At 69.5% G+C, this 19,813-nt stretch carries 17 protein-coding genes; 6 read left to right on the top strand and 11 right to left on the bottom strand.

Annotated elements, in window-relative coordinates; genetic code table 11:
• Nucleotides 1-130: 130 nt before the first annotated feature.
• The 3 genes from MPE_RS05075 to scpA all read right to left on the bottom strand — a co-directional run bounded on the left by MPE_RS05075 (nucleotide 131) and on the right by scpA (nucleotide 4,910).
• Complete coding sequence (locus tag MPE_RS05075) at nucleotides 131-1,663, bottom strand: acyl-CoA carboxylase subunit beta (protein WP_011828616.1); 1,533 nt, start codon at nucleotides 1,661-1,663, stop codon at nucleotides 131-133.
• A 69-nt stretch (nucleotides 1,664-1,732) separates the two neighbouring features.
• Nucleotides 1,733-2,746: a methylmalonyl Co-A mutase-associated GTPase MeaB gene (gene meaB / locus MPE_RS05070; protein WP_011828615.1), complete on the bottom strand. Its 1,014-nt coding sequence runs from the start codon at nucleotides 2,744-2,746 to the stop codon at nucleotides 1,733-1,735.
• Between the two features lie 4 nt (nucleotides 2,747-2,750).
• Nucleotides 2,751-4,910 (bottom strand): methylmalonyl-CoA mutase, encoded by a 2,160-nt coding sequence (scpA, locus tag MPE_RS05065; RefSeq protein ID WP_011828614.1) that lies wholly within the window; start codon nucleotides 4,908-4,910, stop codon nucleotides 2,751-2,753.
• Nucleotides 4,911-5,090: 180 nt separating this feature from the next.
• Here scpA and MPE_RS05060 point away from each other — a divergent pair, with 180 nt between their 5' ends.
• Entirely contained in the window at nucleotides 5,091-5,789 is a 699-nt protein-coding gene (locus MPE_RS05060; protein WP_011828613.1) for a GntR family transcriptional regulator, read from the top strand.
• 320 nt (nucleotides 5,790-6,109) lie between these two features.
• Here the strand turns inward: MPE_RS05060 and MPE_RS05055 are convergent, their stop codons facing one another.
• The 3 genes from MPE_RS05055 to MPE_RS05045 all read right to left on the bottom strand — a co-directional run bounded on the left by MPE_RS05055 (nucleotide 6,110) and on the right by MPE_RS05045 (nucleotide 10,395).
• Nucleotides 6,110-6,970, bottom strand: a complete 861-nt coding sequence (locus MPE_RS05055) for a DUF3014 domain-containing protein (protein WP_011828612.1) — start codon at nucleotides 6,968-6,970, stop codon at nucleotides 6,110-6,112.
• A 114-nt stretch (nucleotides 6,971-7,084) separates the two neighbouring features.
• The gene (locus tag MPE_RS05050; protein ID WP_041929541.1) at nucleotides 7,085-9,775 is read right to left on the bottom strand and encodes a bifunctional acetate--CoA ligase family protein/GNAT family N-acetyltransferase; all 2,691 of its coding nucleotides are present in this window, start codon (nucleotides 9,773-9,775) and stop codon (nucleotides 7,085-7,087) included.
• Nucleotides 9,776-9,912: 137 nt separating this feature from the next.
• On the bottom strand, nucleotides 9,913-10,395 hold the full coding sequence (locus tag MPE_RS05045) for a DUF456 domain-containing protein (RefSeq protein WP_011828610.1): 483 nt from the start codon (nucleotides 10,393-10,395) through the stop codon (nucleotides 9,913-9,915).
• A 175-nt stretch (nucleotides 10,396-10,570) separates the two neighbouring features.
• Between MPE_RS05045 and MPE_RS05040 the strand changes: the two genes are divergently transcribed.
• A complete protein-coding gene (locus MPE_RS05040) occupies nucleotides 10,571-10,885 on the top strand; it encodes a hypothetical protein (RefSeq protein WP_148210892.1) in 315 nt (104 codons plus the stop codon).
• Between the two features lie 303 nt (nucleotides 10,886-11,188).
• Nucleotides 11,189-12,277 carry an SDR family oxidoreductase gene (locus MPE_RS05035; RefSeq protein ID WP_011828608.1) on the top strand — a complete coding sequence of 363 codons (1,089 nt, stop codon included), beginning with the start codon at nucleotides 11,189-11,191 and terminating at the stop codon, nucleotides 12,275-12,277.
• Between the two features lie 3 nt (nucleotides 12,278-12,280).
• On the opposite strand, the gene MPE_RS05030 is transcribed toward MPE_RS05035, so the two are convergent.
• Both MPE_RS05030 and MPE_RS05025 read right to left on the bottom strand, forming a co-directional pair.
• On the bottom strand, nucleotides 12,281-12,721 hold the full coding sequence (locus MPE_RS05030; RefSeq protein WP_202796707.1) for a hypothetical protein: 441 nt from the start codon (nucleotides 12,719-12,721) through the stop codon (nucleotides 12,281-12,283).
• Nucleotides 12,722-12,731: 10 nt separating this feature from the next.
• Nucleotides 12,732-13,100: a DsrE family protein gene (locus MPE_RS05025; protein WP_011828606.1), complete on the bottom strand. Its 369-nt coding sequence runs from the start codon at nucleotides 13,098-13,100 to the stop codon at nucleotides 12,732-12,734.
• 61 nt (nucleotides 13,101-13,161) lie between these two features.
• Here MPE_RS05025 and MPE_RS05020 point away from each other — a divergent pair, with 61 nt between their 5' ends.
• Entirely contained in the window at nucleotides 13,162-14,175 is a 1,014-nt protein-coding gene (locus MPE_RS05020; RefSeq protein WP_011828605.1) for an AraC family transcriptional regulator, read from the top strand.
• Nucleotides 14,176-14,194: 19 nt separating this feature from the next.
• Here MPE_RS05020 and MPE_RS05015 read toward each other — a convergent pair whose 3' ends face one another.
• Nucleotides 14,195-15,256 carry a Rieske 2Fe-2S domain-containing protein gene (locus MPE_RS05015; RefSeq protein ID WP_011828604.1) on the bottom strand — a complete coding sequence of 354 codons (1,062 nt, stop codon included), beginning with the start codon at nucleotides 15,254-15,256 and terminating at the stop codon, nucleotides 14,195-14,197.
• A 31-nt stretch (nucleotides 15,257-15,287) separates the two neighbouring features.
• The gene (locus MPE_RS05010) at nucleotides 15,288-16,253 is read right to left on the bottom strand and encodes a PDR/VanB family oxidoreductase (RefSeq protein WP_237706371.1); all 966 of its coding nucleotides are present in this window, start codon (nucleotides 16,251-16,253) and stop codon (nucleotides 15,288-15,290) included.
• Nucleotides 16,254-16,490: 237 nt separating this feature from the next.
• Between MPE_RS05010 and MPE_RS24850 the strand changes: the two genes are divergently transcribed.
• Nucleotides 16,491-18,203: a sigma-54-dependent Fis family transcriptional regulator gene (locus MPE_RS24850; protein ID WP_011828602.1), complete on the top strand. Its 1,713-nt coding sequence runs from the start codon at nucleotides 16,491-16,493 to the stop codon at nucleotides 18,201-18,203.
• Nucleotides 18,204-18,224: 21 nt separating this feature from the next.
• On the opposite strand, the gene MPE_RS05000 is transcribed toward MPE_RS24850, so the two are convergent.
• Complete coding sequence (locus MPE_RS05000; protein WP_011828601.1) at nucleotides 18,225-19,274, bottom strand: Rieske 2Fe-2S domain-containing protein; 1,050 nt, start codon at nucleotides 19,272-19,274, stop codon at nucleotides 18,225-18,227.
• 318 nt (nucleotides 19,275-19,592) lie between these two features.
• On the opposite strand from MPE_RS05000, the gene MPE_RS04995 reads away from it, so the two are divergent.
• On the top strand, nucleotides 19,593-19,805 hold the full coding sequence (locus MPE_RS04995) for a hypothetical protein (RefSeq protein ID WP_011828600.1): 213 nt from the start codon (nucleotides 19,593-19,595) through the stop codon (nucleotides 19,803-19,805).
• Nucleotides 19,806-19,813: the final 8 nt, after the last annotated feature.

The following is a 19,813-nucleotide window of genomic DNA, read 5'->3' as shown; positions in this document are numbered from 1 at the left end:
TCCCGCGGTGAACTCGCCTGCGTGCGCTCCGCGCACCAGGCAATCTGGCTGCGCCGCAACGGCCTGTCGGCCGTTGTCCCCGCGGTTGGCAATAAGAATCTTGGTGAACATGTCTCGTTCCCTCGCCGCGTCAAAGAGGAATGTTGCCGTGCTTGCGCCACGGGTTCTCGAGCTTCTTGTCGCGCAGCATCACCAGCGAACGGCAGATGCGCTTGCGCGTCTCGTGCGGCTGGATCACGTCGTCGATGTAGCCGCGCGCACCGGCCACGAAGGGGTTGGCGAAGCGCTGCTTGTACTCGGCCTCGCGCGCGGCCAGCTTGGCCGGGTCGCCCTTGTCCTCGCGGAAGATGATCTCCACCGCGCCCTTCGCGCCCATCACCGCGATCTCGGCGTTGGGCCAGGCGAAGTTCACGTCGCCGCGCAGGTGCTTGGAGGCCATCACGTCGTAGGCGCCGCCGTAGGCCTTGCGGGTGATCACCGTCACCTTGGGCACGGTGCATTCGGCATAGGCGTAGAGCAGCTTCGCGCCGTGCTTGATGATGCCGCCGTACTCCTGGCTGGTGCCCGGCATGAAGCCCGGCACGTCGACGAAGGTGACCACCGGGATGTTGAAGGCGTCGCAGAAGCGCACGAAGCGCGCCGCCTTGATGCTGCTCTTGATGTCCAGGCAGCCGGCCAGCACCAGCGGCTGGTTGGCGACGATGCCGACCGTCTGCCCCTCCATGCGCGCGAAGCCGATCAGGATGTTCTTCGCGTACTCGGGCTGGAGTTCGAAGAAGTCGCCGTCGTCGGCCACCTTCAGGATCAGCTCCCTCATGTCGTAGGGCTTGTTGGCGTTGTCAGGCACCAGCGTGTCGAGCGAATAGTCCAGCCGCTCGGCCGGGTCGCCGCCCAGGCGCACCGGCGCCTTCTCGCGGTTGTTCAGCGGCAGGTAGTTGTAGAAGCGTCGCAGCATCAGGATGGCCTCGACGTCGTTCTCGAACGCCATGTCGGCGACACCGCTCTTGGTGGTGTGCGTGATCGCGCCACCCAGCTCCTCGGCCGTCACTTCCTCGTGCGTCACCGTCTTCACCACTTCGGGCCCGGTGACGAACATGTAGCTGCTGTCCTTCACCATGAAGATGAAGTCGGTCATGGCCGGCGAGTAGACGGCGCCACCAGCCGACGGGCCCATGATCAGGCTGATCTGCGGCACCACGCCCGAGGCCATCACGTTGCGCTGGAACACCTCGGCATAGCCGCCCAGCGAGGCCACGCCTTCCTGGATGCGCGCGCCGCCGGAGTCGTTCAAGCCGATGACCGGCGCACCGACCTTCATCGCCTGGTCCATCACCTTGCAGATTTTCTCAGCGTGGGCCTCGCTGAGCGCGCCGCCGAACACGGTGAAGTCCTGGCTGAAGACGAACACCAGGCGGCCGTTGATCATGCCGTAGCCGGTCACCACGCCGTCGCCGGGGATCTTGTTATCGGCCATGCCGAAGTCGGCGCAGCGGTGCTCGACGAACATGTCCCATTCCTCGAAGGTGCCGGCGTCGAGCAACAGCTCCAGCCGCTCGCGCGCGGTGAGCTTGCCCTTGCCGTGCTGCGCCTCGATGCGCTTCTCGCCGCCGCCCAGGCGGGCCCGCTCGCGTCGCCGCTTGAGCTCTTCGATGATGTCGTGCATGGGGATGGTCCTCTCGGCCTGGATGGATGTGTCGGGTGGGACGGAACGGGGCAGAAGTCGGTGCGTGAATCAGTCGGCGAGGTCGAGCAGGCGGCGTGCCGCGACCGAGGCCGCCAGCCGACCGGCGCGCACGTCGGCGCTGGTGGCGGAGAGCGCCTCGCGCACGGCGGGGTGGCCGCGAAAGCGCGCCTTCAGGCCGGCCTCGATGCGCTCCCACATCCAGGCCTGGTCCTGCTGGTGGCGGCGCGACGCGAGCCGGCCGCTCTGCGTCTGCAGTTCGCGAAAGCGCTCCACGGCGACCCAGAACTCCGCCAGACCCACGCCCTTCAGCGCGCTGAGCTGCAGCACCTGCGGATGCCACAGCTGGGCATCGTGGTGGGCCGTCATCGGGTTGCCGTGCTGCCCCAGCAGCCGCAGCGCCGAGGTGATCTGCGCACGCGCCCGCGTGGCGGCGGCCTCGTCGAGGTCGGCCTTGTTGATCACCACCAGATCGGCCAGCTCCATCACGCCCTTCTTGATGGCCTGCAGGTCGTCGCCGGCGTTGGGCAACTGCAGCAGCACGAACATGTCGGTCATGCCGGCCACCGCGATCTCGCTCTGGCCGACGCCGACGGTCTCGACGATCACCACGTCGTAGCCCGCCGCCTCGGCCACCAGCATCGACTCGCGCGTCTTCTCGGCCACGCCACCCAGCGTGCCCGAGGCCGGGCTGGGGCGGATGTAGGCGCGCTCGTCGACCGACAGCCGCTCCATGCGCGTCTTGTCGCCCAGGATGGAGCCGCCCGAGACGCTGGACGACGGGTCCACAGCCAGCACCGCGACGCGGTGCCCGCGCTCCACCAGGAACAGCCCCAGGCTCTCGATAAAGGTGGACTTGCCGACCCCCGGCACGCCCGAGATGCCCAGCCGCAGCGAGCGTCCGCTGTGCGGCAGCAGGGTGTTGATCAGCTCGTCGGCGCGTGCGCGATGCTCCTCGCGCGTGGACTCGAGCAGCGTGATGGTCTTGGCGATGGCGCGGCGCTGCACCGGCCCGGCCGGGCCGAGCACGCCGTCGATCAGCGTCTGGTCGGAGGCGGCAGCCATCGGATCAGGGCGCGGCGATGGCCTTCTTGATCTGCTCGAGCACGTCCTTCGCCGAGGCCGGGATCGGCGTACCGGGACCGTAGATGCCCTTGACGCCGGCCTCGTAGAGGAAGTCGTAGTCCTGACGCGGGATCACGCCACCGACGAACACGATGATGTCGTCGGCGCCCTGCTTCCTCAGTTCGGCCACGATGGCCGGCACCAGCGTCTTGTGGCCGGCGGCCAGCGTGGACACGCCGATCGCGTGCACGTCGTTCTCGATCGCCTGGCGCGCGCATTCGTCGGGCGTCTGGAACAGCGGCCCCATGTCGACGTCGTAGCCGAGGTCGGCGAAGGCGGTGGCCACCACCTTGGCGCCCCGGTCGTGGCCGTCCTGGCCGAGCTTGGCGATCATCACGCGCGGCCGGCGGCCGTGGTCGTCGGCGAAGGCCGCGATCTCGGTCTTGAGTTGTTCCCAGCCTTCGGCCGAGTCGTAGGCAGCTGCGTACACGCCGGTCACCTTCTGCGTATCGGCGCGGTGGCGCCCCCAGACCTTCTCGAGCGCCGAGGACACCTCGCCGACCGTGGCGCGCAGGCGGATCGCCTTCACGCTCAGGTCGAGCAGGTTGCCCTGGCCGGATTCGGCGCATTGTGTCAGCGCGTCCAGCGCCGCCTGCACCGCAGGTGCGTCGCGGCGCGCACGGATCGCCTTGAGCCGCTCGATCTGGCTGTCGCGCACCTTCACGTTGTCGATGTCGAGGAAGTCGACCACGTCTTCCTTGTCGAGCTTGTACTTGTTGACGCCGACGATCACGTCCTTGCCGGAGTCGATGCGGGCCTGCTTCTCGGCCGCGCTGGCCTCGATCTTGAGCTTGGCCCAGCCGGAGTCCACGGCCTTGGTCATGCCCCCCATCGCCTCGACCTCCTCGATGATGGCCCAGGCGGCATCGGCCATGTCCTGGGTGAGCTTCTCCATCATGTAGCTGCCGGCCCAGGGGTCGACCACGTTGGTGATGTGCGTCTCTTCCTGGATGATGAGCTGGGTGTTGCGCGCAATGCGCGAGCTGAACTCGGTGGGCAGCGCGATCGCCTCGTCGAGCGCATTGGTGTGCAGCGACTGCGTGCCGCCGAACACCGCCGCCATCGCCTCGATGGTGGTGCGCACCACGTTGTTGTAGGGGTCCTGCTCGGTCAGGCTCCAGCCCGAGGTCTGCGAGTGGGTGCGCAGCATCAGGCTCTTCGGGTTCTTGGGCTCGAACTCCTGCATGATCTTCCACCACAGCATGCGCGCGGCGCGCATCTTGGCGATCTCGAGATAGAAGTTCATGCCGATCGCCCAGAAGAAGCTCAGGCGGCCGGCGAACTCGTCGACGTTCAGGCCCTTGGCGAGCGCGGTGCGCACGTACTCCTTGCCGTCGGCCAGCGTGAAGGCCAGCTCCAGCGCCTGGTTCGCACCGGCCTCCTGCATGTGGTAGCCGGAGATCGAGATCGAGTTGAACTTCGGCATGTTCTGTGCCGTGTACTCGATGATGTCGCCGATGGCCCGCATGCTCGGCTCGGGCGGGAAGATGTAGGTGTTGCGGACCATGAACTCCTTGAGGATGTCGTTCTGGATGGTCCCGCTCAGCTGGTCCTGGCGCACGCCCTGCTCCTCGGCCGCGACGATGTAGCCGGCCAGCACCGGCAGCACCGCGCCGTTCATGGTCATCGACACCGACACCTTGTCGAGCGGGATGCCGTCGAACAGGATCTTCATGTCCTCCACGCTGTCGATCGCCACGCCGGCCTTGCCGACGTCGCCGGTCACGCGCGGGTGGTCGCTGTCGTAGCCGCGGTGGGTGGCCAGGTCGAAGGCCACGCTCACGCCCTGCCCGCCGGCGGCCAGCGCCTTGCGGTAGAAGGCGTTCGATTCCTCGGCGGTGGAGAAGCCGGCGTACTGGCGGATGGTCCACGGCCGCACCGCGTACATCGTGGCCTGCGGACCGCGCAGATAGGGCGCGAACCCGGGCAGCGTGTCGGTGTGCGGCAGACCCTGCAGATCGGCCGCGGTGTACAGCGGCTTCACAGTGATGCCTTCGGGCGTGACCCAGTTCAGCGCCGACACGTCGCCGCCGGGGGCCGACTTCGCGGCGGCCTTGTGCCAGGCCGCCAGGGCCTCGGGCGAAAGTACGGGGCGATCGGACATGGCGAATCTTTCCTGCGGTGAACGGTGTGCGAGGCGCCGCGGCATGACACGAGGCCACGTGGCGCACGCCAGACTCCGGAAATCCGGGCTGGACGGCGAACTGAGGCGCGATCATAATTCAAAACTGAATTACAAACACGTCTTGTGTGCGCTGCACCAAGACGACTGCCGCCGGGACCCATGTCCGAACCCACCCTCACGCTCGCCAGCACCGCCCTCGACCGCACGCCTGCCGACTCCGCGGCCGGCGCGCTGCCCGACCGCGCGCTGTACGAGCAGGTGGCCGAGGCGCTGCGCGCGCGCATCCTGTCGCACCGGCTCGCGCCGGGCAGCTGGATCGACGAGAAGGCGCTGGCGGTCGAGTACGGCATCAGCCGCACGCCCCTTCGCGAGGCGCTGAAGGTGCTGGCCGCGGAGGGCCTGGTGACGATGAAGCTGCGCCGCGGCGCCTACGTCACCGAGGTGTCGGCGCGCGACCTGACCGAGGTGTTCCACCTGCTCGCGCTGCTGGAGAGCGATGCCGCCGCCGCCGCCGCCAGCCGGCTCACGCCCGAGCAGCTGGCCGAACTGGAGACCCTGCACGAACAGCTCGAACGCAACCTCGGTGACCGCGACCGCTTCTTCGCCGCCAACGAGCGCTTCCACCTTCGCCTGCTCGAACTGGCCGACAACCGCTGGCGCGTGCAGATGGTCGCCGACCTGCGCAAGGTGATGAAGCTCAACCGCCACCACTCGCTGTTCAAGCAGGGCCGGCTGGAGGCGTCGTTGAACGAACACCGCCAACTGATGGCCGCGCTGCGCGCGGGCGATGCCGAGCAGGCTCAACAACTGATGCGCCGGCATCTCGCCAACGGTGAAGAGGCGGCGGCGATGCGCTGAGCCTGGCCCGCGCGCTGCTGACCAGGCCATCGGGTGAACGGCTCCGTTCGTGTCCCCCGGCGTCGGCCTCCCGGCCGACCCCTCCTCCTCTACCTCACTTCGCCATTCACCCGACGCCCTGGTCGCACGCACCACCGCGACACGCGAAGGCTTTACAACCCCGGCACACCGCGGTGTATCGAAGCGCCGTGACGGGCCGCTGTGTGGAGTGAAGTAGAGGAGGAGAGCCCGGCCGGAGGGCGGGCTCGGGGGACATGAACGCAACACAGCGGCCCGGCACGGCTCCCGCTCAGCCCAGCAACCTCAAACGCCACACAAGCTCATCGCATCCCCGGCGCCTGCGTGATCTGCGCGCGAATCTCCGCCAGCTTCGCCTTCAGGCTCTGCCGCTGCTGCGGTGCCAGGCGCAGCAGCATCTTCTGCCCCGCCGACCGCGCCTCCAACGCCGGGTCGGCGAACTCGTAGCGCACCCACGGGCGCGCGGGCTGGACGGGCCCCTTCACCTCGGTCAGCACGACCGCCAGCGGGCCCGCCGGCTCCGGCGTCTGCAGCAGGTGGTCGATGACGTCGACCAGCCGGTCGTTGAAGTAGCCGCGCGGATAGCCCAGTTCCTGGTAGGCCTGCTGGAACAGCGAATACAGCCGCACGTACAGCGCGACCGCGCGAGCGGTGTCCACCGACTCGACGAAGGCCGTGAAGGCCGCATAGCGCGCGCCGTTGGCCGCAGCGATCACGCTGCCGCCGCCCGCGCCGGGCTCGACCGTGAAGCGCCCCGCGCTCGGGTTGACGGGCCACAGCCGCGGCGCCGCATGCGGCCGGGCCAGGTTGTCCACGGTCGCGACGACGCGGCGCGCGAAGCCGTCGACCTGCAGGAACTTGAGTACCGCCGGCTGCCCGAGCAGTTCGACGAGCGCCGAGCGGATCGCGGCGTCGGCGCGCTCCGGCGTCGCCGGGGCCGACGCGCCGGCCGCCGCATCGCTGCCCTGCGCATCGATCGGGTGCCGGATGGCGGGCTCGGCCGGCACCGAGGCCGCCGCAGGCGGCGGCGCCACCTCGGCGACCGGCGACGTCGGCACGGCCTGGGGTGGCTCCGGCGTGCGCTGGCGCCAGTACAGCAAGGTGCCGACGGCGATCGCGAACGCCAGCCCGGCCACGCCGTAGATCAGCCTGTTGTTCATCATGCTGCCCACCTCCTGCGATCCGTGCGGCACGCGCCACACCATTGTGAGGTGGACGCAGGTGCGTCACCGGAAGTTCCGGCGCCGCACCGCCTGATGTAGCGGAGCCGGGCCGATCTACAGCGTGTGGGTCACCAGCATGAAGTCCGGGTCGTCGGCGAAGCGCTTGACCGCGAAGCCCAGCGAGCGCATGAGCTTGAGCATGTCGGCGTTGTTGGCGAGCACCAGCCCGTCGATCTCGCTCAGGCCCTTCTCGCGCGCCACGTCCATGATGCTTTCCATCAGGCGCGAGCCGATGCCGCGGCCGTTGAAGTCGTCGGCCACCACCAGCGAGAACTCGCAGGTCGAGTGATCGGGGTTGGTGATGTAGCGCGACACGCCGACGATGCGCTCGGTCTCGGCCATCTCGCCGTCCGCCCCCGCGTTGCGCTCCTTGACCACCGCCACCAGCGCCATCTCGCGGTCGTAGTCGATCAGCGTGAAGCGCGCCAGCATCGAAGGCGACAGCTCGGTCAGCGAGGACACGAAGCGGAAGTAGCGGCTCTCGGGCGACAGGTGCAGCACCAGGTCCTGCAGCATCCGCGCGTCGTTCGGCCGGATCGGGCGCACCGTGTACTCGCCGCCGCCGCGCAGCGGCCAGACCTGCTCGTAGCGTGTCGGATAAGGCAGGATGGAGAGGTGCGAGTACGGGTTGGTGCGGCCACCCGCCGCCTGCGGCGCGCTGTCGATGACGATGCGCGCATCCACCGCCACCGCGCCGGATTCGTCGACGATGATGGGGTTGATGTCCATCTCGCGCAGCTGCGGCAGCTCGCACACCATCTCCGACACGCGCAGCAGCACCTGCTCCAGCGCGTCGAGGTTCACCGCGCTGGCGCCGCGCCATTCGCCCAGGGTCTCGGCGACGCGCGAGCGCTCGATCAGCCGGCGCGCCAGGAAACGGTTCAGCGGCGGCAGCTCCATCGCGCGGTCGTTGATCAGCTCGATCATCGTGCCGCCGGCGCCGAACACGATGACCGGACCGAACGGGTCGTCGGTCACCAGGCCGATGTAGATCTCACGGCCGCGCCGGGCACGCGCCATCTTCTGCACCGTCACGCCGTTGATCCGGGCGCCCGGTTGCAGCCGCGCCACCCGCTCCACCATGTCGGTATAGGTGTCGCGCGCGCTCGCGCCGTTCATGATGTTGAGCGCCACACCCTCCACGTCGGACTTGTGGCTGATGTCGGACGAATCGATCTTCAGCGCGACCGGGAAGCCCAGCTGGGTGGCGATCATCATCGCCTCGTTGGCGCTGCGCGCGAGGATGGTGTTGGTGACCGGGATGTGGAACGACGACAGCAGCGTCTTCGACTCCATCTCCGTCAGCACCTTGCGGCGCTCGGCCAGCACGCTCTCGATCACCAGCCGCGCCGCCTCGATGTCGGGCTTGGCCAGCGTGGACAGCGGCGAAGGCGTCTGCTGCAGCAGCAGCTGGTTCTGGTAGAACGAGGCGATGTTGCCGAAGGCCCCGACCGCCGCCTCCGGCGTGCGGAAGCCGGGGATGCCTGCCTCGTTCAGAAGCTCGCGCGCCGCGCCGACCGACGCATCGCCCATCCAGCATGACAGCAACGGCTTGCCCATCGTGTGCTTGACCTCCACCAGCGCGCCCGCGATGTCCGCCGCATCGACGCCGACCTTGGGCGAGTAGACGGTCAGCACGCCGTCGATCTGCGTGTCGTTGCCGGCAGCATCGATGGCGGCGCGGTAGTGCTCGGGGCCGGCGTCTTCCGACAGATCGATCAGGTCCGACAGCGAGGCCAGCGGCGGCAGCTGCGGCGCCAGTGCAGCGGCCGACTCGGCCGACAGCCGGCCCAGGTGCAGGTACAGCTCGTTGACCCAGTCCGCCGCCAGCACGCCGGGCCCGCCGCCGTTGGTCACGATCGCGAGGCGCCGACCCACCGGGCGGTAGCGCGAGGCCAGGCATTTCGCGGCCGAGAACAGCTCGACGAAGGAGCGCACCCGCACCGCGCCGGCACGGCGCAGCGCGGCGTCGAACACGTCGTCGCTGCCGACGATGGCGCCGCTGTGGGTCTGCGCGGCCTCGTTGCCGGCCGGCTTGCGACCGGCCTTCAGCACCACCACCGGCTTGGCCTTGGCGGCCGAGCGCAGCGCGCTCATGAAATGGCGCGCGCTCGAGATGCCCTCGACGTAGACAACGATGCTGTGCGTCTGCGCGTCGTTGGCCAGGTAGTCCAGCACCTGAGCGATGTCCACCGAGGTGTTCGGGCCCAGGGACACGACGCTGGAGAAGCCCACCGCGTTGGTGCTGGCCCAGTCGAGCACCGAGGTGGTGAGCGCCCCCGACTGCGACACCAGCGCCAGTGAACCGGGCTTGGCCAGCGGCCCTGCCGCGCTGGCGTTGAGCTGCAGCGCAGGACGCTGGAACCCCAGCCCGTTGGGTCCCAGCAGATGGATGCCCTCGCGCTGTGCGATCTTCTTCAGGGTCGCCGCGGCCTCGGCGCCGATGCCGCTGGACACCACCAGCGCCGAGCGACAGGCGAGCCTTCCTGCGACCTCCAGTGCGGAGGCCACCTGCTGGGGCGGCAGCGCGATGACGGCCAGGTCGGCCCGGGTCTGCGCCAGCTCGGCCAGCGTGCCGGTCGCATGGATGTCCAGGAACTGCAGCGCGCCGGCATAGGGCTGTGCCCGCAGGGCCTGGTGCAGCACCCGGGCCTGGGGCGTCTGGCCGGTCGGGTCGTCGGGCGCCCCGGCCAGCACGATGATGGATTCGGGCGAAAAGAGCGGGGTGAGGAAGTGCTTGTCCATGAGGTCCAGTCTGCGCCGATCGGAGCGCCGGGCGTGCACCGCGGCATGCAGCGACCTTCGGGGCATCGGATGACACGGTCCTGACAACGCCCTCCCCAGGCGCAGTGCTCTGCGCCAAAGGGTGCCGCAGACGGACGTCAGACCAGCAAGGCCACCACGAAGATGCCGATCATCATGAACGAGATCGCGATCTTGGCGACCAGCCCCGCCATGACGCCCAGCCAGGTGGCGAAGCCCACCCGCACCGCGCGCTGCTCGTCGCGACGCGCCACGTACTCGCCGACGGCCGCGCCGACCAGCGGCATGAAGAGCACGCCGACCAGGCCCATGAAGATGCCGGCCACGGTGCCGAGCGCCGCACCGAGGATCGCTTCCCGGCTGGCGCCAGCGCGGCGCGCGCCCAGCAGCCCGGCCACGAAGTCCGCCGCCCAGGCCACCACCGCCAGCACGCCGACGGCGGCGAGGCTGCCCCAGCCGACACGCGCGAAGTCGTCGATCCAGGCGCCGAGCAGGATGCCGGCCAGCACCAGCAACGTGCCGGGCAGCGCCGGCAGCACCGTCCCCGCCAGCCCCGCCACGATGAGCGCGACGCTCAGGATCCACAGCCAGCTGTCGCCCATGTCGAGCCCTTCCGCACGAGTTGTTCACGGACAGATGGCGTTCGCGCGCCGGAGTTCAATCGACGGGAGCGTCGGTGAGCCGATGCCGGGCCGTGATCGCCCTCAAGACCCGGCCCCTCCAGCCGATAAGTCAGCGGACTCACCGCTCATGGTGACGCTCCCGAAAGGAACTGCCTTGCCTCCCGCCTTGACGATCACCGGCCTGCAGGACGAGACGCTGCGCACCTCGCTGTGCCTGATGCGTGTCCTCGAGAACAAGCAGATGGGCATGCACGCCGGGGAGTACCGCGCCGCCGCGGCCGAGCTGAGCGGCGCGCTGCGCGCGCTGGCGACCGACGACCTGCGGCTGGTGGCGCGCAGCATGATGCCGGTGCTGTGCGAGCTGGCCGAGAACGTGCTGTTCGAACGTGCGCACCGGCTGGTGCTGGGCGGCGGCGCCGAGCGTGAACGCGCGCTGCAGGTGTCCGAGGCGCTGTGGGCCCGGATCTGACCTGAGCCGGTCGGCGCCGCCCACGGCGGCGCGGCCAAAGAAAAAGCCCGCAGGCAGACTGGAGGACCAGGGCCGCGGGCTCATCTACCGAACGCACATCGCGCTGAGCAGCACGAGGCGACGGGTTCTTTCGGCGCAGGTGACGGGTTCCTGGGTCCGCCCAATCGTGCGGTCGGTTTGTCGCCGAAGTGACTGCACTGTAGTTCGATTCGCGCAGGATCGATCCCCTGAACAGCACCGCCACGCGGGCCCAGTTCGGGCGATCGGCGCCCCTTCGAGAACGACAAGACGCGGAGACATGAGATGCCCAACAAGGTTCTGATCGCCGGCGCCAGCGGCGTGGTCGGTGCGGCCGCGGTCGACGCCTTCCTCGCCGGCGGCTGGGAGGTGGTGGCGTTGTCGCGGCGGCGGCCCGAGCTGACGCACGAGCGGCCCTACACCCACCTCGCGGTCGACCTGCGCGATGCCGCGGCCAGCCGCGCCGCGCTCGGCGCACTGACCGGCATCACCCACGTCGTCTACGCCGCGCTGTTCGAGAAGCCCGGTCTGATCGCGGGCTGGAGCGAACGCGACCAGATGGAGACCAATCTGGCGATGCTGCAGAACTGCCTGACGCCGCTCACCGGCGCGGGCAGCGGCCTGCGCCATGTGAGCCTGCTGCAGGGCACCAAGGCCTACGGCATCCACCTGCACCCGATGCCGATCCCGGCGCGCGAGCGCGCGCCGCGCGATCCCCACGCCAACTTCTACTGGCTGCAGGAGGACTACCTGAAGGAACTGGCGGCGGCGCGGCACTTCGACTTCACCATCCTGCGCCCGCAGCTCATCATCGGCGCGGCCTACGGCGTCGCGATGAACCTCGCACCGGTGATCGGTGCCTACGCCGCCGTCTGCCGCGAGCTCGGCGAGCCGTTCGGCTTCCCGGGCGGCGTGTCCTATGTGTGGGAAGCGGTCGACGCGCGCCTGCTCGCCAATGTCTTCGTGTGGGCCACCTCCAGCCCGAAGGCGGTCGGCCAGCACTTCAACGTGACCAACGGCGATGTCTTCGAGTGGCGCAACGTGTGGCCGGCGATGGCCGCGACGCTGGGCGTCGAGCCCGGCCCGGACCGGCCCCGCGCGCTGGGGCAGTTCCTGCCCGGGCACGCCGCGGTGTGGGACCGCATCGTGGCGAAGCACGGACTGCGGCCGGTGGCGCTGCCGGCGCTGCTCGGCGAATCGCACCACTACGCGGACTTCTGCTTCGCACACGGCGCGACCGAACCGCCGCCGCCCGCCTTCGTCAGCGCGATCAAGCTGCGCCAGGCGGGCTTCCACGAGGTGTGCGACAGCGAAGACATGTTCTGCCACTGGCTGCGCAGCTTCATGGCGCGCGGCATCCTGCCGCCGGCCTGAGCCCTAGCGAGCGGCCGGCAGCCCCTGCAGGATGCTGCCGCGCACCGGCGCCGCCGTGAGGGTGCGCCGGAGCAGCCGCCAGGACCACGGCTCGCGCCGGTTCCAGGGCAGCAGCGACAGGCCGCGGGCCAGCAGGCAGTAGCCGAACAGCACCTGGGCCGTCGTGCCGATGGCAGGCACCCAGAACAGCCCCTTCATCGGCGGCCACGCGGCCAGCAGCAGCAGGCCCGTGAAGGCCAGCCGCACCTGCACCGGAAAGGCCGCAAAGCGGCCCTCGCGCCAGCGGAAGTGCAGGACCTGCAGCGCACTCAGCGCGGTGGCGGCGTGGAAGGCTCCGGCCCACCCCGCCAGCCCCGCGATCAGCAGCGCCGCCGTCACGGCCCAGTACCACCAGCTCAGTTCCCGGTACATCAGCATCACGGCGGCCTCCTGCTGCTCGCACATCAACATCGGCTCAGAAGCTCAGCGTGGCCGCGCCGCGCTTGATCAGCTCGTGCATCACGCTGGAGCCGGCGATCACCACGCCTTCGATCAGCTGCTCCTGGGCATAGCCGCGGCTCTTCACGCACGGCGTGCAGGCCCACAGCGTGCCGCCTCGCGCGACGAAGTCGCGCAGCATGTCCGCCAGCGGTTCGAGCGGCTTCACGTGGGTCGTGTCCGACGCACCGCGCCGCACGATGTCGACACCCGAACTGGTGAGAAAGATCGACACCTTCAGGCCGGCCGTCATGCCGCCGAGCGCGATGACCATGCCTGCCGAGGACAGCTCGTGGTCGATGCCATGCGTGATCACCACCACCAGATCTCTCGATTCCGTTGCCATTGACAGCCTCCTTGCTGCATCCTTGATGACGTCAGCTTAGGTCGATCGCCCCGAGGAAGCCATGACCGAAATGCCGCCCGTCTTGCCCGAAACGCCGCCGGCCCCGCAGGCGTCCGACCTGCTGTCGGACCTGCTCGGCAGCATGCATCTGGCCGGCATGGTGCTGTTCCGCGCCGCGTTCCGCGAGCCCTGGGCGGTGCTCACGCCGGGGTCGGCACAGCTGGCGCGGGTGCTGCCGTTCCGCACCGAGCACATCATTCCCTTCCATGTCATCGCGACCGGCAGTTGCCGGCTGGCGCTGCCTGGGCACGAGCCGGTGTGGCTGCGCGAAGGCGATGCCGTGTTGCTGCCCTACGGCGACAGCCACCGCCTCGAAGGCCTCGAGGAGACCGCGCCGGTGCAGGTCGGCCAGCTGCTGCCCTGCCAGCCCTGGAAGGACATGCCGCAGGTGGAGCATGGCGGCGGCGGCGCCGTCACGCACATCATCTGCGGCTTCCTGCAGTGCGACGAGCTGCTGTTCCGCCCCATCCTGCGGCATCTGCCGACCCTGCTGCACGTGAGCCCCGACGCCACGCCGGCCGACCACTGGCTGGGCAGCACCATCCGCCACACCGCCGCCGAGGCCAGCCGGACCACGCCGGGCTCGCGCAGCATGCTGCCGCGGCTGACCGAGCTGATGTTCGTGGAGATCCTGCGCAAGCACATGCAGGGCCTGTCGGACGACGAGAACGGCTGGTTCGCCGCGTGCAGGGACCCGGTGACCGGCTCGGCGCTGAAGCTGCTGCACGATGCGCCGCTGCAGGACTGGAGCGTGGAGCGGCTGGCACGCGCAGTCGGCGTCTCGCGCACGGTGCTGGCCGAGCGCTTCCGTCACTACCTCGACCAGCCGCCGATGCAGTACCTGGCGCACTGGCGGCTGCAGCTCGCCGCCCAGCAGCTGAAGACCGGCGACCAGCCGCTGAAGACCATTGCCGACCGGGTGGGTTACGAGTCGGAGGCCGCCTTCAGCCGCGCCTTCAAGCGCCACTTCGGCCTGCCGCCCGGCAGCTGGCGGCTGCGGCAGGGCACGCACTGAGCCACGGCCGCGGCCGGCGTCAGCGCGCGCCGGCCTCCTGCTCGATCAGCCGCTGCAGCAGGCGTCGCACCTTCACCGGCGCGACGTCGTTCGTCATCAGCACCGGATTCAGGCCGAAGAAGTCGGTGGTGTCCATCTCGTTGTGGATGGCCTGGATGATCGGGCCGTCCTCGGTCTCGAAGGCGGTGTGCATGGCCTGGATCTTGGCCGCGTTGTAGCCCGCGTCGTCGACGACGTGGTTGCGCCGTGTGGCGAAGAAGTAGTGCGTGGTGTTCGCAGTCTCCGGCGTGCAGGTGTGCAGGTCGTACTGGCCGATGCAGTTGACCAGGTCGAGCGCGCCGTCGTTCTGCGTCGCACCGACCGAGAGCTGGATGTTGGCCGGCGGGCTCCAGCTCACCTCGATGAAGTGCCGGGCCTGCGTCTTCGGTTCGGGCAGGAAGTCCGCCAGGATCAGCAGCGGCGGCGTCTGCTGCCATTCCCAGCGCGCCGCGACCGACTCGGTGCCCTCGCGCAGCTTCGGAATCTGCGGCGACAGCTGCCCGCGCGTGGTGATGATCTCGCCGTGCACGTGGTCGACGTGGCTCAGGTCCATCACGTTGTCGATGATCAGCTCGTAGTTCGCCTTCATGTGCATGTAGGTGAAGGCGACGCCGGTGTCGGGGCCCTTGTCGAGCTCGCCGAAGTCCGGCAGCCGTGCCAGGTCCGGCGCGTCCTCGCCCATCCAGATCCACAGGAATCCGTAGCGCTCCTCCAGCGGGAAGCTGCGCACCTTCGCCGCCTTCGGGATCTGCCCGTTGCCGTGCGGGTTCTTCGTGCACTGCCCCGTGCAGTCGAACTGCAGCGCGTGGTACAGGCACGCCACCTCGTCGCCGATCCGCTTGCCCAGGTGCAGCGGCGCGAAGCGGTGCGGGCAGCGGTCGTGCAGCGCCACCGCCGTGCCGTCCTGCTTGCGGTAGATCAGGATCGAGGTGTCCAGGATCTTGCGGTGGAACAGCGCCTGCGCTCCCACCTCGGTGGACAGCGCCGCCACGTACCAGGCGTTGGTCAGGTAGGACTGCTTCAATTCGATCTTCTGCTCCATCTTTCTGTCTCCTGAGGGGGGTGCCGGAACACTAGAAATCGATCACCAGTCGCGCCGACTTCGAGCGCGAGCAGCACGGCGTGAAGCAGTGGTTGGCGGCGTGCTCCGCCGCGCTGAAGTACATGTCGCGGTGCTCGGGCTCGCCCTGCACGACGCGCATCACGCAGGTGCCGCAGACGCCCTGCTCGCACGACACCGGCACATCGATGCCATGGGCGGCGAGCGCCTGCACCACGCTCTGGCCGGGCGCGACCGGCACCACCTGCCCGCTGCCGGCGATCTGCACCTCGAAGCCGCGGTCCGCCGAGCTGTCGACCGCGGCGCCCGCGAAGTACTCGTAATGGATGTTGCCCTCCGACCAGCCCAGCGCGCGGGCGGTCAGGATCACGTGGTCCATGAAGCCCTTCGGTCCGCACACGTAGAGGTGCGTCGTGTCCCCCGCCTGCGCGAGCACCGCGCGCGCATCGAAGCGCTGCGCGGCGTCGCCGTCGTCGAAGTGGAAGTGCACCTGCGCGGCAAACGCCGCGGCCCGCAGCCGCGGCACGAAGGCGGTGCGCGCCGGGGAGCGGCTGCAGTAGTGCAGCTCGAACGACGCATCGGCACGCGCCAGCTGCTCGGCCATGCTCAGGATCGGCGTGACACCGATGCCGCCCGCGAGCAGCAGCGTGTGGCGCGCCGGGACCAGCGCGAAATGGTTGCGCGGCGCACTGATGCGCAGCCGGCTGCCAGGCAGCAACTGCGCGTGGGCGCTGCGCGATCCGCCGCGCCCCGCCGCCTCCAGCAGCACGCCGATCCGGTAGTGACCGCGCTCGGCCGGGTCGTTGCACAGCGAGTACTGCCGCACCATGCCGTTCGGCAGTTCCACGTCGATGTGCGCCCCGGCGTCGAAGCCCGGCAGCGGCCCCCCGTCGGCGCGCCGCAGCTCGAAGCTCGCCACGCCCTCGGCCGCCGTCTCGCGCCCGGCCACCGTCACCTCCAACCATCCATCGTTCGTCACTGCGGGTCTCCATGCTCGGCCCGACACTTGCGGCCGGTTCAGGACACGAAGAATTGCAAGCGCGGTGCCATGCCAGCACGGGCTCTCAAGTCCTTGATTCGCTTGCGGTTTTTTGACGGACTCGTGGAAACCCGAGGTTCCGGACCGGGGTCGCAGATTCATCATTTGCGACAACGAGAAAATGCGGATTGCCGCTTTTGACGAACAGGCCGGCCCCGACCGGACCGAGGAGACAGCATGCCCCCCACCACCCACGCGGCGCCATCGGCGACGGTCCGCGCCGACGGACCGGACGACCGCACGCTCACCGAGCACCTGCGTTTCTCGCCCGACGCCGGCCACATCGTGCTGTTCGAGCAGCGCATGCTGCTGATGCACGCGTCGTCGTTCGCCGAGCTGCGGCGCGAGCTCATCGAACAGCTGGGCACCGGCAAGGCGCGCGAGCTGTTCACGCGGCTCGGCTACCAGCAGGGCTTCGAGGACGGCCAGCGCCTGCGCGCCCTGTGCGGCACGGACCGTGACCGCATGCTCGAGCTCGGCCCGCGCCTGCGCGAGATCGAAGGCTTCGTGCGCAACCAGCCGATCGACGCTATGCAGTTCGACCTCGAAGGCGGCGAGTTCTGGGGCGACTACTACTGGACCTCCTCCTGGGAGGCCGAAGCCCACCTCAAGCACTGCGGCGTGTTCGGCGAACCGGCCTGCTGGATGATGGTGGGCTATGCGAGCGGCTGCTGCACCGCCATCCTCGGGCAACCGGTGCTGTGGCGCGAGATCGAGTGCGTGGCGATGGGCCACGAGCGCTGCCGCGTGGTCGGTCGCCCGCTCGCCGCCTGGGACGACCTGAGCGAGCACGAGACCAACTTCCTGAAGATCGAGTCCTTCGTGCGCACGCCACCGAAGGCCCGGCCGACCCGCAGTGCGCCGGCCAAGGTCTGCGTCCCGGGCGAGTTCGACGACTTCGTCGGCACCTCGGCCGGCTTCAACGCGGTGGCCAACCTGGTCCGCCGTGTCGGTGTGACCGACTCCACCGTGCTGTTCCGCGGCGAGAGCGGCGTCGGCAAGGAGCGTTTCGCACGGGCGCTGCATTCGGTCAGCCGCCGGCACGAGCAGCCGATGGTGTCGATCAACTGCGCGGCGATTCCGCCCGATCTGGTGGAATCCGAGCTGTTCGGTGTCGAGAAAGGTGCCTTCACCGGAGCCGACCATTCGCGGCCCGGACGCTTCGAGCGGGCCCACGGCGGCACGCTGTTCCTCGACGAGATCAGCAGCCTGCCGCTGCCGGCGCAGGGCAAGCTGCTGCGCGTGCTGCAGGAGCGCGAGATCGAGCGCGTGGGCGACGTGCGCGTGCGCAAGGTCGACGTGCGACTGGTCGCGGCGTCCAACCGCGACCTGCGCGACGAGGTCGAGGCCGGCCGATTCCGCGAGGACCTGTTCTACCGGCTCAACGTGTTCCCGATCGTCATTCCGCCGCTGCGCGAGCGCCTGGAGGACATCCCGCTGCTCGTCGCACTGTTCCTGGAACGTTGCAACCGGCGCTGCGGCAAGCGCGTCGCCGGCCTGACCACGCGCGCCTACGACGCGCTGTGGGACTACCACTGGCCCGGCAACGTGCGCGAGCTCGAGAACATGGTCGAGCGCGCGGTGATCCTGGCCGACGACGACGGCAAGATCGACGTGCAGCACCTGTTCTCCGGCGGCGAGCAGCTCAAGCTGCGTTCGCTGAGCGTGGGCGCGCACGGCGAGCTGGTCCCGCGCGCCGGCGAGGCCAGCGACCAGTGCAAGCGACTGGCCGACGACCTGCTGGCCCGCCTGCCGTCCTTCGAGCAGATCGAGTCGCTGCTGTTCGAGCGCGCGATGGAGCGCAGCGACGGCAACATCTCCGCGGCCGCGCGCCTGCTGCGCCTGCGGCGCGGCCAGGTCGAATACCGCCTCAAGAAGCGCGAGTCCTGAGGCGCGCGGCGACGCCCGCCCTCAGGCGCCGCGCCTGTCGTCCTGGATCAGCTGCCGCAGGCGCCGCCGCACCTTGACCGGTGCCACGTCGTTGGTCATCAGCACCGGGTTCAGGCTGAAGAAGTCGGTGGTGCCCATCTCGTCGTGCACGGCCTCGATGATCGGCCCGTCCTCGTTCTCGAAGGCCGCATGCATGGCCTGGATCTTCATGGCGTTGTAGTCGGCGTCCTCGACGACGTGGTTGCGCCGTGTCGCGAACCAGTAGTGGGTGGTGTTCGCGGTCTCCGGCGTGCAGGTGTGCAGGTCGTACTGGCCGATGCAGCCGGCCAGGTCGAGCGCGCCGCCGTCCTGCGTCGCGCCGACCGAGAGCTGGATGTTCGCGGGCGGCGTCCAGGTGATGTCGAAGAAGTGGCGCGCGCCGGCCGCGGGCTCGGGCAGGAAGTTGGCGAAGATCAGCATCGCCGGCGTCTGCTGCCATTCCCAGCGGGCGGAGATGGCCTGCTCGCCCTCCCGCATCTGCGGCACCAGCGGCGACAGCTGCCCGCGCGTGGTGATGATCTCGCCGTGCACATGGTCGATGTGGCTCAGGTCCATCACGTTGTCGATGATCAGCTCGTAGTTCGCCTTCATGTGCATGTAGGTGAAGGCGACGCCGGTGTCGGGGCCCTTGTCGAGCTCGCCGAAGTCCGGCAGCCGTGCCAGGTCCGGCGCGTCCTCGCCCATCCAGATCCACAGGAATCCGTAGCGCTCCTCCAGCGGGAAGCTGCGCACCTTCGCCGCCTTCGGGATCTGCCCGTTGCCGTGCGGGTTCTTCGTGCACTGCCCCGTGCAGTCGAACTGCAGCGCGTGGTACAGGCACGCCACCTCGTCGCCGATCCGCTTGCCCAGGTGCAGCGGCGCGAAGCGGTGCGGGCAGCGGTCGTGCAGCGCCACCGCCGTGCCGTCCTGCTTGCGGTAGATCAGGATCGAGGTGTCCAGGATCTTGCGGTGGAACAGCGCCTGCGCTCCCACCTCGGTGGACAGTGCCGCCACGTACCAGGCGTTGGTCAGGTAGGGGATCTGGGTTTCCATGGAATGTCGTGTCTCCGTTGTCGATGGACCTTGCCGTCGGGGGGCTCGCCACGGCCGCACTTCGGGCGGTGCGTGAAGGCGCATTAGCAATCGCAGGGCCAAGCCGGAGCGGCGCGCCAAGCCCTTGATTGCGAACGTCTTTTTCACCAGTGCCGGTGGCGACGGGGGCGCGTGCGGCCGCTCGGGTTCCGCATCTGCCGCAATGCCGGGGCATCGATTTCTGCATTTCCCGCAGGGCGATCGCGGTGCGCGGACCGCCGAGGATCGGGTATGGTCGGCTGTCTCACGCACCCGCTTCCCTGAGCTCGCGAGACCCCCATGCCCAGCGAGAACCCGCCCCGAACACCGCAGGCCGCCCACCCGACCGAACGCCGGACCGGCCGCGACCGGCGGCGCACCGAGTCGCCCGAACCGCCCGGCGGCCGCGAGCGCCGGCGCAACGTGGAGCCGCGCAAGCCCGACGTGGCCGAGCTCGACCTGTCGCTGTCCCAGTGGGACGCCCTGAACGAACTGCCGACACCGAAGAAGTAGGCCCGATC

Origin of the sequence: Methylibium petroleiphilum PM1 (assembly GCF_000015725.1) — a bacterium.
Taxonomy (GTDB): Bacteria; Pseudomonadota; Gammaproteobacteria; order Burkholderiales; family Burkholderiaceae_C; genus Methylibium; species Methylibium petroleiphilum.
Note: the sequence above shows the minus strand (reverse complement) of the source record. Positions and strands in the feature narration are given on the sequence as shown.

What these genes read in the sequence shown, in the direction of transcription:
- MPE_RS05045 (WP_011828610.1), bottom strand. Translation starts at nt 10,395, where the DNA reads ATGGGCGACAGCTGGCTGTGGATCCTGAGCGTCGCGCTCATCGTGGCG.
- scpA (WP_011828614.1), bottom strand. Translation starts at nt 4,910, where the DNA reads ATGTCCGATCGCCCCGTACTTTCGCCCGAGGCCCTGGCGGCCTGGCAC.
- MPE_RS05075 (WP_011828616.1), bottom strand. Translation starts at nt 1,663, where the DNA reads ATGCACGACATCATCGAAGAGCTCAAGCGGCGACGCGAGCGGGCCCGC.
- MPE_RS05050 (WP_041929541.1), bottom strand. Translation starts at nt 9,775, where the DNA reads ATGGACAAGCACTTCCTCACCCCGCTCTTTTCGCCCGAATCCATCATC.
- MPE_RS05015 (WP_011828604.1), bottom strand. Translation starts at nt 15,256, where the DNA reads ATGGAGCAGAAGATCGAATTGAAGCAGTCCTACCTGACCAACGCCTGG.
- MPE_RS05055 (WP_011828612.1), bottom strand. Translation starts at nt 6,970, where the DNA reads ATGATGAACAACAGGCTGATCTACGGCGTGGCCGGGCTGGCGTTCGCG.
- MPE_RS05000 (WP_011828601.1), bottom strand. Translation starts at nt 19,274, where the DNA reads ATGGAAACCCAGATCCCCTACCTGACCAACGCCTGGTACGTGGCGGCA.
- MPE_RS05060 (WP_011828613.1), top strand. Translation starts at nt 5,091, where the DNA reads ATGTCCGAACCCACCCTCACGCTCGCCAGCACCGCCCTCGACCGCACG.
- MPE_RS05030 (WP_202796707.1), bottom strand. Translation starts at nt 12,721, where the DNA reads ATGTGCGAGCAGCAGGAGGCCGCCGTGATGCTGATGTACCGGGAACTG.
- MPE_RS05025 (WP_011828606.1), bottom strand. Translation starts at nt 13,100, where the DNA reads ATGGCAACGGAATCGAGAGATCTGGTGGTGGTGATCACGCATGGCATC.
- meaB (WP_011828615.1), bottom strand. Translation starts at nt 2,746, where the DNA reads ATGGCTGCCGCCTCCGACCAGACGCTGATCGACGGCGTGCTCGGCCCG.
- MPE_RS05035 (WP_011828608.1), top strand. Translation starts at nt 11,189, where the DNA reads ATGCCCAACAAGGTTCTGATCGCCGGCGCCAGCGGCGTGGTCGGTGCG.
- MPE_RS05020 (WP_011828605.1), top strand. Translation starts at nt 13,162, where the DNA reads ATGACCGAAATGCCGCCCGTCTTGCCCGAAACGCCGCCGGCCCCGCAG.
- MPE_RS04995 (WP_011828600.1), top strand. Translation starts at nt 19,593, where the DNA reads ATGCCCAGCGAGAACCCGCCCCGAACACCGCAGGCCGCCCACCCGACC.
- MPE_RS24850 (WP_011828602.1), top strand. Translation starts at nt 16,491, where the DNA reads ATGCCCCCCACCACCCACGCGGCGCCATCGGCGACGGTCCGCGCCGAC.